The organism is Citrobacter sp. R56 (assembly GCF_016811995.1).
Taxonomy (GTDB): domain Bacteria; phylum Pseudomonadota; class Gammaproteobacteria; order Enterobacterales; family Enterobacteriaceae; genus Citrobacter_D; species Citrobacter_D enshiensis.
The window spans coordinates 3,964,516-3,977,907 of the sequence record NZ_CP069159.1 but is presented as its reverse complement, the minus strand read 5'-3'; the positions used below and the strand labels follow the sequence as shown (position 1 = coordinate 3,977,907).

12 protein-coding genes are annotated in these 13,392 nt (G+C 55.2%); 6 read left to right on the top strand and 6 right to left on the bottom strand.

What is annotated here, in order from left to right; translation table 11 throughout:
* Positions 1-179: 179 nt before the first annotated feature.
* From JM656_RS18765 to JM656_RS18760, 3 genes are all read left to right on the top strand, one after another.
* Positions 180-1,442 (top strand): aromatic amino acid transporter, encoded by a 1,263-nt coding sequence (locus JM656_RS18765; RefSeq protein WP_203359063.1) that lies wholly within the window; start codon positions 180-182, stop codon positions 1,440-1,442.
* Positions 1,443-1,467: 25 nt separating this feature from the next.
* On the top strand, positions 1,468-1,602 hold the full coding sequence (locus JM656_RS22445) for a hypothetical protein (RefSeq protein WP_255565705.1): 135 nt from the start codon (positions 1,468-1,470) through the stop codon (positions 1,600-1,602).
* A 335-nt stretch (positions 1,603-1,937) separates the two neighbouring features.
* A complete protein-coding gene (locus JM656_RS18760) occupies positions 1,938-2,672 on the top strand; it encodes an aspartate/glutamate racemase family protein (protein ID WP_203359062.1) in 735 nt (244 codons plus the stop codon).
* A 7-nt stretch (positions 2,673-2,679) separates the two neighbouring features.
* On the opposite strand, the gene hypT is transcribed toward JM656_RS18760, so the two are convergent.
* The 5 genes from hypT to JM656_RS18735 form a co-directional block, all read right to left on the bottom strand.
* Entirely contained in the window at positions 2,680-3,588 is a 909-nt protein-coding gene (hypT, locus tag JM656_RS18755; RefSeq protein ID WP_203359061.1) for a hypochlorite stress DNA-binding transcriptional regulator HypT, read from the bottom strand.
* 68 nt (positions 3,589-3,656) lie between these two features.
* Positions 3,657-4,823, bottom strand: coding sequence for a beta-aspartyl-peptidase (iadA, locus tag JM656_RS18750; protein ID WP_203359060.1), 1,167 nt, complete (start codon positions 4,821-4,823; stop codon positions 3,657-3,659).
* Positions 4,824-4,835: 12 nt separating this feature from the next.
* Positions 4,836-5,297: a YjiG family protein gene (locus tag JM656_RS18745; RefSeq protein ID WP_162380735.1), complete on the bottom strand. Its 462-nt coding sequence runs from the start codon at positions 5,295-5,297 to the stop codon at positions 4,836-4,838.
* Positions 5,294-5,980, bottom strand: a complete 687-nt coding sequence (locus JM656_RS18740; RefSeq protein WP_203359059.1) for a YjiH family protein — start codon at positions 5,978-5,980, stop codon at positions 5,294-5,296. Before JM656_RS18740 ends, JM656_RS18745 begins: the two co-directional genes overlap by 4 nt.
* Positions 5,981-6,165: 185 nt before the next feature.
* Complete coding sequence (locus tag JM656_RS18735; protein WP_203359058.1) at positions 6,166-7,329, bottom strand: MFS transporter; 1,164 nt, start codon at positions 7,327-7,329, stop codon at positions 6,166-6,168.
* Positions 7,330-7,576: 247 nt separating this feature from the next.
* Between JM656_RS18735 and JM656_RS18730 the strand changes: the two genes are divergently transcribed.
* From JM656_RS18730 to JM656_RS18720, 3 genes are all read left to right on the top strand, one after another.
* Positions 7,577-9,250: a hypothetical protein gene (locus tag JM656_RS18730; RefSeq protein WP_203359057.1), complete on the top strand. Its 1,674-nt coding sequence runs from the start codon at positions 7,577-7,579 to the stop codon at positions 9,248-9,250.
* A 241-nt stretch (positions 9,251-9,491) separates the two neighbouring features.
* On the top strand, positions 9,492-10,649 hold the full coding sequence (locus JM656_RS18725; protein ID WP_203359056.1) for a hypothetical protein: 1,158 nt from the start codon (positions 9,492-9,494) through the stop codon (positions 10,647-10,649).
* Positions 10,646-11,728 (top strand): glycoside hydrolase family 105 protein, encoded by a 1,083-nt coding sequence (locus JM656_RS18720; RefSeq protein WP_203359055.1) that lies wholly within the window; start codon positions 10,646-10,648, stop codon positions 11,726-11,728. Before JM656_RS18725 ends, JM656_RS18720 begins: the two co-directional genes overlap by 4 nt.
* Before the next feature lie 131 nt (positions 11,729-11,859).
* On the opposite strand, the gene JM656_RS18715 is transcribed toward JM656_RS18720, so the two are convergent.
* Entirely contained in the window at positions 11,860-13,140 is a 1,281-nt protein-coding gene (locus JM656_RS18715) for a DUF445 domain-containing protein (RefSeq protein ID WP_203359054.1), read from the bottom strand.
* Positions 13,141-13,392 lie beyond the last annotated feature (252 nt).

The window sequence follows — 13,392 nt, the reverse complement described above, 5'->3', positions numbered from 1 at the left end:
CGTGGCCCCAGGTAACTGGGGCCTTTTTGTTTTTATTTTCACAGAACAGGAAGCCTTTACCGTATCGGCGATTCTTTGCTGACTAATAAAAATGCAAACCTGACTTCAACACGTTCATTATCCGAAGATGTACAAATGACAGCCGTAATTATAAATAATAGTCAACAGGAACATTTATTATGGATATTAATGCCATTGAACGACAGAGTACCCCCGGATTGATTAGCGGGACAATGCTTGTCATTGCGACCGTTGTGGGAGGGGGGATGTTTTCTCTTCCTATTGCGATGGCTGGCGTATGGTTTCCCGGCGCTTCTGTCATTCTGATTGTTATTGCCATCATGATGTTGTTAACCGGTCTGATGTTGGTTGAGGTTAACCTTCACTATGGTGCTGGAGCCAGTTTTAATACGTTTACTCAGGATTTGCTGGGGCAAAAGTGGAATGTAGTCGTTGGGATTGCCTTTGGCTTTGTGCTGTATATCTTAACTTACGCTTATATCTCCGGCTCCTCGGCGGTGATGGCGCAGACCGTGTTCAAATATAGCGGTATTCGTTTCCCGGCAAATATTTCAGTGGTTCTTGTCAGTATGCTGGTCGGCGTGATTGCCTGGTACAGTTCGTTGCTGGTCGGGAGAATTACGACTGTTCTTATCATCGGCAAATTTTTGGCGTTTTTTGCCACCTTCTCCGGACTGGTCGGTCATATTGAAGTGGCTAAACTAGTCGATAGTGCTGAGATCGCGCTACCCAATGCACAATACCTTCCGTACATTCTGATGACGCTGCCGTTTTGCATTATCTCTTTTGGTTTTCATGGCAACGTTCCGAGCCTGGTTAAACTCTACGGAACGCGAGGTATCCCGCACATTACGCGCTCTATTATCATCGGTACGCTCTTTGCTGTGCTGCTGTATGTCTTTTGGCTGGCGGTCACGATGGGGAATATCAGTCGTGCGGACTTTCCTCCCATCATTGCCAAAGGGGGGAACATCGATGTGTTTGTGGAAGCCATTAGCGGGTTATTTACCAGTCGGTATATGGACTTGATCCTGACATTCTTCGGTAATTTCGCGGTAGCCAGTTCATTGTTGGCGGCCACGTTGGGTCTGTTTGATTATATTGCCGATCTGTTTCACTTCCCGGATGACAATATGGGGCGTTTGAAAACCGCGCTGGTGACCTATTTCCCACCTGCGGCCGTGTGTTTCTTCTTCCCGAATGGCTTCGTGCACGCGATTGGTTACGCGGGTCTGGCGTTTACCATCTGGAGCGTGATCTTACCGCCTATTCTGGTCAAAGCCGCGCGTAAACGTTTTGCGACGGCGCATTACACCTCTCCTTGTAACAACACGGTGCTGAACCTGGTGATTGTGGGAGGGGGGATTGTCTATCTGACTGTCGTTCTGGATGTGTTTGGCTTGCTGCCGACATTCCGTTAGGTCTTGAGGCAAGAAAGGAGTCGCTATGTTTCTGACATTACTCAGGTGGCAGCATCCGCTGGTGTATCGATATACCTGGCTACGGATGTGGGTGGTGGTGTTAAGAACATCCGGATTGCGTAAAAGCAAAGAAGGGAAAGGGAATCAGGCCTGTCGGTGACAGGCCTGCCTGGTTTTACACCCGGAAGTAGCCTGGTGGGAGCAACATTGCGAACGCGTCGATTTTTCTCACCATCTTTTTCCAGAACAACATAACAACAATCCTCTACTTGAAACATCGGCGCTATTTTATGCTGCTATGGAGGCGCTTAAAAGATAGCCTAAGCGTTCTCTCTTTTGTGAGGGTGTAAAGCTTTTTGTTCACAGTGGCAACCGGTCGCCGCCGGGAAGAGGGGGCTATGATTTTTACGCATAGCCGCTAATAAAACGGCATTTTTTACCTAAACATCATGCTGATAGTGTGTTTCTGAACTCAAGCTAAGCAGTGAGAAAGTGATGAAACATACGATTGGGATCTTAGGTGGAATGGGGCCAGCAGCGACGGCGGATATGCTGGAAAAGTTTGTTTACTTACGCGACGCCAGCTGCGATCAGCAGCATATCCCGCTGATTGTGAGCTCTATCCCGGATATTCCCGATCGCACGGCCTGTTTATTATCCGGCGGTCCTTCACCCTATCACTATCTTGAGCGTTATCTGCATATGCTGGAAGAGGCGGGGGCGGAATGTATCGTGATCCCCTGCAATACCGCGCATTACTGGTTTGAAGATCTGCGGGCCGTGGCAAAGGCTGAGATGATCAGCATTCTGGATGCGACCCTTGGTGAAATTCCTCCGTCGGTCAAACGCGTAGGTCTGTTGGCGACGAACGCCACACTGGCGACAGGACTGTATCAGAAGAAAGCGACGGCGCAGGGACTCACCCTGATCCCGCCGGAAGATGCGGGGCAGGAGCAGGTGATGCAGGCTATTTATGCCCTGAAAAGCGGCGATAAACCGGCGGCGGAAAAGCTGCTGTTGCCACAAATCGAACAGCTGATTTCCCGTGGTGCGCAGATGGTTATCATGGGGTGTACCGAAATTCCACTGATCGTGTCCGGGCACGAGGACGCGTCTGGTTGCCGCTTTATCGACTCCACTGCGTCACTGGTGCGTGCCGCCATTCGATGGTATGAGTCCTGGCCGGATACGCAGACAGCGCGGGTGCCGGAACAGTTTGCGCATGCCTGAATGGCGTTCAGGGGGCGGCGTGAAGGTTGTGCAGTTCCCGCCAGAAACGTTCCGCTAAGGGATTCATGCGCGTGTCCATGCGGTACGCGTATGCCTGGATTGGAATCACCAGCGCGTCATTGTCCAGCACGATCAACTGTCCGCTGCTGAGCTCCTGGCGAATGGCATACTCCGGCAGCCAGGCGATCCCGCAGCCGTCCAGCGCGACCTGCTTTAACAATTCACTCATTGAAGAGACAAAAAACGTGCTGAAACTGAGCTCGGCGTGGCGGGTTAGCGTGCGGTTTATCAACCTGCCCATGTAGGAGTTGCGGCTATAGTTCAGCAAGGGGAAGTGAGGCTGGTCAAGGGTATAGCGTGGTTGCCCCTGTTCGTTGCTGGCGCAGACAGGAAAGAGTTGCGACTCAAACAAACGAATGTTGGCAAACGGCGCCTGCAGCAGATTTTCGTCGTGATAAGAAAAGATAAAATCGCTTTGTCCTTCCCGCAGCATATCGACAGCCTGATCGACATCGATCGCCTCAACCGACCAGGTAAACTGCGTGGGCATCGCCCTGACAACGCCCGGCAACAGGCCGAGGGAAAGCGAGTGCGCCGCGGCAACTTTGATTTTACGCAGCGTAAAATCGCTGCCGCCCCGCAGTTCCGTCAGATTACTTTCCAGTTGTTGCAGCAGATGACGAATTTGAGAATGAAAGATTTTTCCCTGCTCAGAAAGCTGTAGCGGAGAGATCTGGCGATTAAACAGTTCGACGCCCACGGCGCTTTCCAGCGCGCGGATCCGACGACTGAACGCAGGCTGTGAGACATTACGGATGATCGCTGCCTGAGAAAAGTTTCGGCACTTTTCCAGGGTCAGAAAATCATAAAGCCATTTCGTTTCAATGTTATGCAAACCTGCACCACTCTCGTCCATTCCTGTTTACCTGTCAGCCGCTCGTTTGCGCATTCTACGTTCATTCGAACGGCTGACAACCTTTCGACCTACTCAAACGTCCCTTTTACGCAAGCCTTACCGTCCACGACCATCCGTTTCCCATGCGCGTAAACCTGCTCAATGCGCAGTTCCGGCGTCATCACCAGCAGGTCGGCATCGCGACCGGGGAGGATTTCACCTTTACCGGAAAGATTCAGAAACGTCGCCACGCTGGTGGTGAGAGGGCGCAACGCATCCGTTAGCGTAAAACCGTAGTCGTTAACCAGCGCTTGCAGGGTTTGCAGCAAACTGTCGAAACCGGCAACGCCAATGCCCGTCAGATTGCCCGCCGCGTCAAACAGCGGTTGGCTGCCGTTGCCATCAGAGCTGAGCGTGACCTGGGCAAGCGGTACGCCCGCTTTCACCGCGCGCGCAATACCCTCTGCTGGCGTCACCGGGCCGGGAATACCGCTGGTGATATCTATGGTGCCGCCTTTGAGCGCGAAGGCCAGCGCCTGATCGAACAGATATTCGCTGCGGTTTACGTGGGTCGGGAGCAGTTTACCCATCGGCACATCGCTGTTTTCCAGAATGTCATACAGCGGTTGCAGCCCTTTTTTACTGCTGCCCATGTGGAACACGCTGACGCCGGGCTTCCCGCCGAGCAGTCCGCCAACACGAGATTCCGCCGCCATACTGGCCAGTTGATAATCGCCTGGTGCGGCAGAACGGTGATCGGAGACCGCGCATTTCACGCCGATAACGCGATCGATGAGCGCCACATCTTTCTCTACGGAACCGGTGATGGTCGGCGAAGGAACATGATAAGCGCCGGTCAGCATCCAGGCGGTGATCCCTTCTTCATTCAGCGCCCGGGTTTTCGCCAGCAGGGATTCCGGATGACGGGTGACGGAGTCGGTGCCCAGCAAGCCTATCACCGTGGTGATCCCCGCTTCGGTGAGACGGCTCAGCGTGACTTCCGGCGTCCGTGTGGTAGGGCCGGCTTCACCGCCGCCGCCAATCAAATGGACGTGCTGATCGATAAAACCCGGGCACAGAATGCGCCCGCGTAAATCAATGACCGTACAGTCCGGCACAATGTCTGTTGGGATGGCACTATCAACGGCAATGACCTTGCCGTTGGCCAGCAGCACGTCGCAAATTCCCCGGTCTTCTGGCGCAAACAGGTGCGCCCCCTGCAGCAGAGTAAACTCTGCAGCGGATAAATCAGACATGATGACTCCTTACTAAACAATAAGCTGCATAACCCAGATCGAAAGCAATGCGTTGATAGCGCACACCGCGATGATATGGGGATAGTATTTGGCATTCACTTCGGCAGTCCCGAGACAGCGACCAACGTTCTGTACCGGGTTACCCATCAGATAGATGGCCGGGAGCAGTACTGTGACGTCGTGACCGGTTAAGGCTCCGGCCGTGAGCAGGCTTGCAGAGACGCCGACGGCGCCGCCCATACTCATCAGCGAGGCTAACAGAACGGTTGCGGCTTCGCCGGGAAGTCCCCACAGCGCCATGATCGGCTGACAGATGTGTCCCACCCAGTCGAGTAGGCCCGTAATTTTTAAGGCCTGAATAATCACGAACGCCATGACGACGTTAGGTAACAGGTTGGTGGTGGCGATGGTAAAACCGCGACGTGCGCCATCGATAAACATATCCATGACGTTTTTGCGTACCTGAGTGGTCATGATTGCGCTCCTTGCAGAGGGTGACGACGTTCTTCGAAGTTAATCCAGAGACGCAGCAGGTTAGCGCCGACAAATTTAAAGACCAGGATCACCGCCAGCGGGACGATCACGGAGGTGCCGAGAAACGCGAATACGGCGACGCCGGAGGAAAAATAGTTGGTGATAATGGCGCTGCCGCTGGTCTGGTACGCCGCAAAAATAACTTTATCCCGTTCGGTAATTTCCCCTTCCTGTGCAAGCTCTTTAGTCATACCGGCTGCCGCATCGGTGTTTTGCAGGTTAGCGATCAGCGCCAGTGAGCAAATACCGGGAATACCCAGCAACGGTTTGAGAATCGGGGTCATCAGCTGTTGAGCCGCACGCAGCCCGCCCAGACCGTCGGTGACGGCAATGATACCCAGAGAGAGAATCACCGACGGGGCGAGTTCCAGCGCGAACAGAAAGCCATCTTTTGCCCCAGTGCCACCCGCACCGCGAAATGACGTAGTGGCGTGCCCTGCACTGCCAGGAAGTTGACCAAACCCGCCGTTCAGCACGCTAAAATCAAAAACGCGCCACCATCCGTCACTCCCGGAAAAAACACCCGAAAAGAAAATGATGGTCAGAAAAAATGCCAGATAGCCTTTAATTCCAACCCGTTCCGTTGCAAGCGGTATGGCCGCTTGTTCCCCTTGTTGCGCCATAGTGAACCCCGTTTTATTTTTTTGATAATGTGTGTTTGCTGCGACAGGCCACGTCGGGCCTGAAACTGAATGACCTTATCAGTCATAGGGAAAAGGGGAAAATGCAAGTATGTTTCGAGCTATGCGTTTCTTGCATAGCTTAGGGAGAGGGGGAGGGTATTGATCCGTTTACGCTGTGGCGGGCGCTAACGTTTATACAGCTGTATTGCGCTGATTGTGGCCGCGAGGAACAACGCGGCGGCGCCCCACAGAGTGGCGTAAGTCAACGCCTCTGAACCGCTGCCCAGCATGCTGGTTAACATCGGACCGACGATCTGGCCGATGCCGTAGGTCAGCGTCACGACGCCTAACAGATTGATGTTGCCCGGAACGCTCAACTGGCGCGCCAGAGGCATCACCAGAGAGGTCGTGCCCATAAAGGTGGCGCCAAAGCCGATGCTGCTCACGATGAGCAGTAGCGGCGCGTCGCTGGCGAGGGTCAGCATCACGCAGACGCCCTGAATAATCAGATTCGCCGTCAGGCATTGCAACACCCCCCAACGTTTTGCCGCCCATAACCAACCGAAACAGCCCGGAATAATCGCCAGACCCACCAGTGACCAGAGATGTAAGGCGATTTGCGGTGAGCCTGCGTCACGCGCCATCAGCGGTAAATAGGTGGCGACAATGATATAGCCGAATCCGGCAAGGCCGTACAGTAGCGCCAGTTGCCACCAGCGCATGACGGGATTTCGCGCGGTCGCCAGTGGCGCAGGGGGCAGCGCGTGAGCGCGACCGGGTATCAGCCAGGCCAGCAACAGTAGCAACAGGCCGGAGAGCGCGCCTGCGCCAAGCCAGAGTGCGTGAGAGGCCAACGACATCTGGATCCCGGCGATGACATACTCATTACCCAGAATAATGCCTGCGCCAACGCCGGAAAAAAGAGACGCAATAACAAACGGATGGCGCGTATGGTGCAGCACGATCATGGTGCCGAAAATCATCATTCCGGCACTGGCGACCCCCGCCAGAAAACGTATCAGCATCACCAGGGCGGGTTGCGTGAACACCGACATGGCGACGATCAGCCCTCCGGTCGCAACGGCCGAGGTCAATAGCATGGGGCGTAAACGTGAGGGGAGATGGAACAGGCCGAAGGAGAACAGCAGGCTTCCCGCCAGATAGCCAGCATAGTTGGCGCTGGCAATCCACGACAGTTGGCTGAAAGAGAAATGACCTTCCGTCAGCAGCAGTGCCAACATCGGGGTATACAGAAAGCGGCCAATCCCCATGCCCAGCGCCAGCACCAGCAGGCCAAAAAGCGACGTCCTGATGGAATAGCGATCCGAATCTGTGTTCCCCTGAATCATGCCGTCTTCTCTTTCCTTCTCTCATGACCGTTTTGTTATCATACATAGGTAAATGATAATAAAAAGTAAAATAATTAACGCGTGCTACCTCAGCGTGGCGGCATTTTCGTAAAGCGATACAACAGATTGGGTCGCCCACGATAAATGCCGGTACTGAATGAAGGGTGATATCGTGCGGTGCCAGAGCACAAACGCTTTGTTCTATGCTATCTATACGGGCGAAAACGTGTGGTAGAGGTAAATAAAGATGTGGCAAACGCGAGCGCTGGAACTTAACAATCAGGCGTACTGGAACTGGGAAAAAGCCTGCGAACTGGTCGAATGGGCCGTAGCGCATGATTTTAATACCCTTATTGTTGGGCAGGTCGATCTGTTCGACAAACTGGTTTCCCCGAAAGGCTACACGCCGCATCAGTATAACGACCGCCTTTCCAGCCAGCAGCGCGCTCGTTGCGTCTACCTCAACCGGCTGGGAAAACTCTGTCAGCAAAAAGGGCTGCGCTTTTATCTGCAAGCCAAAGAGTTTAACTTTCCGACTGACCTGCTGCTGGCGCATCCGCAACTGTTTGAACCGGGTCGCGGCGTCCGGTTTGACGTCGATTTCTGGTGCGGTTATCTCGCCGACAAAGTCTCGCTGATTTGCCAGCGTATTCCGGCGCTCACCGGCTTACTGGTGGCGATTTCCAACACCGACGGCCTGTTGCCGGTTTCGCGTCCTAACTGGGAGTTACCGTCGGAAGACGACACAACGCAGCCCCAGCGTGACGAGCGCAGTTTTGCCATTTACAGTCGCTGCTTCAATACGTTATCCCGCGTGATGCAGGCAGAAAACAAACATCTGGTGCTGCGCGTATTCCCTGCCGGAAACCACGATCTCGGCAATGTGCTGGCGGCGATCCGCCCGTTGCCGGAAAGCGTCAGTGTCTCCATCAAACTCACGCCAGAGCGGTTCTGGCCCTCTTTTCCCAACAACCCGGCGCTGTTGCAGGTCCGCGAACGTGAAGTGTGGGCCGACATCGATCTGGTCGGCGAGGAAGTCGGCTGGGGCGTTTTCCCGTTCCCGCGTATCAATGAGTTGCAGGGAAGACTGTTGTGGTGTCGCAGTAATCCGGCAATTCGTGGCGCGGTATGTAAAGCCAGCTGGGAAGGCGTTGATAACCACTGGATTATGGGCACCCTGAGCGCCTGTAATCTGGTGGCATGTAGCCGGATGCTGGCCAATAGCGGAACGCACTATAGCGAAGCGCAACTGATGACCTGGTGGCTGGATGAAACCTACGGCTGGCGTCCCGACGAGAAAACGTTTGAAACGTTCTGTTCGCTGATGGAGCAGGCTGGGCAGGTGCTGTACAAGGCCACCTACGTGCGTGACCATGTTTTTCACCGTCACAGCCAGGTGCCGGAAAGCTACGGCCAGGCGGTCTGGAGTTTGTACGGGCAGCTTAACCGTAACCACTGGCTGCCCGGCTCGGAGCGTGACATCACCTTCGATCGCAGCGATGTAGAAACATCTGCCGCCTGCCTCTCCCGTATTGCCAGCGAAAAAGACGAAGCCCGGGAGGCCGCGACAGCGCTGCGTGAGCAGGCGCTGAGTTTTGCGCAAACGGCGGCCTTCCCTTACGCGCTAAAACGTCGCTGGCTGGAGGAGTGGCAAGGGTTTGCACTCTACTGCCACCTGTTTTTACATGCTCAGAAAGCCTTTTTCACCCTGCGTTTTGCCCACGAAGCGGAGAATAGCTGGAGCATGCGCGAGATCTGCCAGATCAACATTCAGGAGCTGTACCGAAGCGCGGCTGAGCTGGAAGATTACTGTGCAAAACACGCTGATGCGTCGCCTGGTCTGCACGTATTGTTTGACGCTTCGCGGGTGCGGTCGCTGGCAGACAGCCTGAGCGAAGAACTTAAAATCCTGAAAGGGTAATTTTTATGTGACGCGGATCACGCAAATGGGGTGAGTCTCAAATTTAGCGTGATCTGCATCACGCTGCATTGCCATCACCCTCAATAAAGTGTGACCTGGATCACTCTGCATCCCCTGGTATCCTCCGGATTGTGAGTTGTCAGGCATATCCCGATATTTGCCAAAAATGGTTGCTCGCCTCAAAAATCAAACCCGCTGAAAATATCGCCCATCGCATGAATCCTGCTGGAGTTGAGCAAATATGTCACAGGGTGACTGGAAATTGGTACAGGGAGACGCACTGACGCGTTTCCTGTTCTCAGCGGCAAAAACAGAACGCTTTGCCGAGTTTTACACGGGCGAAGGGGCAGACCCGGCGACCAGTGAATCATTTTGTCGCGACGTGTTTCGCCAAAACCTGGCGCAGCGCGCGGTCGATCCCGCTGTGGCCCTGACCTGCAATGAAGCCGTTATTGCCGACGAACTTGGCGTGGTCTCTTTCCCTGACTTCCGCCCGCTGCCGTTTCACGTTCAGCGCTGGCTGGCGATTGATCTTTACGCGCCGTCCACCGGGACCTTCGCGTTTCGTCTGGGCACCTGCGGCGGGGTGCGAGTCTGGTGTGAGGGCGCTCAGGTTGCTTGCTTCACGCCGTTTACGCGCAACCTTATGCAGCATACCGACGTTGAAATCCCGTTACGCGCAGGCAAAAACAGTCTGCTGATCCATCTGGATGAGCTGGCGGAACGCGAATTGAACAGCTCTCTGCAGATGGTCTATCTGGGCGCGGAAGCGCTGAGCGCGGCGTTTCCCCACACTCAGGTGCTGGCTGAACATCAATGCGCGTCCCAGCATCCGGTGGTTTCCCATACCAACGTCTGCGCGAGCCACCTGTTGACGCTGATGCAACAGCGCGAATACGGACCGCAGGCGGAAGCGCTGCTGTACAGCGCCCTCAAGCACATCAGCGCGCGCGAAGAGGCTTCAGTGTTCTCCGTGCTGCCACTGCTGCAAATCTGGCGTTGCCACCAGGGCGAATACTTTTCTGAGGTGCTGTTCCGCCGCATAAAATCCACGCTGATGGGCTACCGCTACTGGCGGGATGAGCGCGGATGCGACGCCATGCGTTTCGACACCGAGAATCACGCGCTGGCTTTTCATGCCGCGCAGTATCTGGCGGGGCAGTGCTTCCCGGACGAGTTGTTTATCGCTTCGTGCCGCAAAGGGCGCGAGCAGCAGGCGATCGCCAAAGCGCGGCTGGAAAACTGGCTGAGCGTGGTTGAAGCGCAGGGGCTGGCTGAATTGAATGCAATCGTAAGCTATCCCGTTGATTATCGAGGGCTGTCTGCTCTCGCCCTCATGGCAGACGATGCGAGCCTGCGCGATCGTGCGGCCAGACTGATTAAAGGAGTCCAGGCATGAATCGTGATGCACTGATGGGAACGTTGGATCAGGTGGTTCGCGGATTTTGCCGTCTGAAAAACCTTGATGAAGTAGGTACCAGCGACGGATTTTCGATCCACTTCGAAGAGTGGGAGTGGGAGATCGGCGTGGGGCTGTACGGTTTCTGGCGTTTTGCGGATTTCCAGCAGGACACGGCGCTGCAACAGTCGATCCTCACCTGGTATGAAACACAGATCGGCAAAGGTTTGCCGGAGATGCAGATCAACACCACGGCGCCGATGATCGCGCTGGCGCTGGTGGCGAAACATCATCAGCGTCAGGATCTGTTGGCCGTCGTCAATGACTGGGCGGATGCGCTTCTGCGTGATTTGCCAAAAACGGAAGAGGGCGGTTTTCAGCATGTGGTGAAAGAGCAGGCCAATACCGGCCAGCTGTGGGATGACACGCTGTTTATGACCTGCCTGTTCCTTGGCGTGGCGGGCATTGCGCTGAAACGTCAGGATCTGATTGATGAAGCGGGATACCAGTTCCTGCTGCACACGCGCTATCTCAGCGATCCGGCGAGCGGGCTGTGGTATCACGGCTGGACGTTTGTGGATAAACACCATTACGCCGGGGCGTTCTGGGCGCGGGGCAATGCGTGGATCACCGTGGCGATCCCGGAGTTTATCGAGCTGATGGGCGAGCATCTCGACACCAGCGTGCGGCGTTTTCTGTCGCAGGTGGTGGCGCGCCAGGTACGCACGCTCTGCGAGCTGCAGGCCGACAACGGCATGTGGCATACGGTGCTCGACGATCCGCTGTCACCGCAGGAATCATCAGCAACGGCAGGCATTGCCTACGGTATGCTGCGCGGCGTGCGGATGGGGATTCTGGATGATTCCGTCAGCGCCAGTGCGCTGCGTGCGTTCGACGCCGTAATGGCGCGGATCGACGACGGCGGTCTGGTGCTGGAAGCTTCACGCGGGACGATGCTCGGCTGGGATATCCAGTATTACTGTGACATCGCGATAGCCCCGGTGCCTTATGCGCAGGCGCTCACCATGCTGCTGTTGCTGGAAATGGACCAGGGAAACTGGCTCGAGGCAACGCGATAGCGTTTTTGCCGGATGGCGGCATAAATGCCTTATCCGGCATACAAAACCCTGCTCCGTTTGGCCGGGTAGGGCGCAGTCTGTAGGCCGGATAAGCGCAGCGCCATCCGGCAAGCCAGGGCTTCACATCCGCGTTAAAGGTTCGGCAGCGTCAGCAGAGACGGAATTTGCGAGAGCAGATACAGCACCAGTCCGATGGAGCCACCGACCAGCGTGCCGTTGACGCGGATAAACTGCAAATCTTTGCCGATATTCAGCTCAATTTGCTGCGACATATCCCGCGCATCCCAGCTTTTGACCGTGTCGCTAATGTGGCGCGTCAGGAACGCGGCGAACTCTGGCGCGACCTTACGCGCGGCCTGTTCCAGATGACCATTCAGCGATGCACGCAGCGCTTCGTCGGCGACCAGCGTTTCACCAAACCATTGTCCGGCATGCGCAATCCGCTGCTTCACCCGGGAATCCTCGGCATTAATATCCGCTTTCAGCCACTGACGGACATCCCCCCACAGCTCGCCGAGATAACGGTTAAACGCCTCATCCTCTTTCAGATACGCTTTGATATTCTCTGCCCGCAACGCCATTTCCGGATCGTGTTTGAGCTTGTCGATCAACGTAAACGTCGCGCGATCGAATGCATGGCGGATCTGATGGGCGCGATCGTGGCTGATATCATCAAGTAGCGAGTTGACGGCCTCCGAAACCAGTTCGGCGCTGTGTTCTCCCAGCCATTCGGTCGGCAAAATCTTCGCTTTAAGCGGGTGCTCCGTCTCCAGCCAGCGCACAATCTGGTGGGCGATAAACGCCCGTGAGCTGTCACGCTGCAGCAGGGCGATTAGCTGGGCAATTAGCGTGTCGAGCAACGCCTGATGGCGATCGTTTTTGGTCATACTCTCCAGCATTAATGCACTGGCACCGGAAAGATCCACCTTATCAATGGCTTTATGTACCGCGCGTTTGATCAGCCGTTGAATACGGGCGTCGTCGGTCAGCTCCAGAAAGCCGCTCATGATTTGCAACAGATGTTGCCCTATCCGCTGGGCGTTTTCCGGCTGGCTGAACCAGTTACCGAGAAGGCTGGCCGGTTCGTGGCGGCGAATCAGCGCCACCAGTGACTGAGTATCGAGAAATTTCTCCTGGACGAACTGGCCGAGATTTTCGCCGATCCGGTCTTTATTGCGCGGGATAATCGCCGTATGGCGAGAAATAAACGGAATCGGCACCCGGCGAAACAGCGCCACCACTGCAAACCAGTCGGCCAGCGCGCCGACCATCGCGGCTTCGGCAATCGCCTTAATGCCCAGCACCCAAAAGTTGGGCGGCAAAAAGAGCGTAATGACAAACGTTGCCGCAGCCATCAGCAGCAAAGAGAGCGCCAACAACTTGGCGCGTTTGAGTTCAACGATTTTATTCATAAGGGTAAGGATAGAGGGAGGCGGGGGAAAAGTGAAAAAGGCAGCGAGGTAAGACACGCTGTTCACGATTTTAATGTGTTCATGAATCATGAACGGAAAATTATCATGAACGCATTATTGAGCGTTGTACTTTGAAACGCGTAACGGTTGATGACAAAGCCACAGCGTGTCTGCCCCCGTTTCGTACATACCCAGCGCCGCTATCAGCAGCAAAGAGAGCGCCAACAACCTGGCGCGTCAAATTGCTGCATT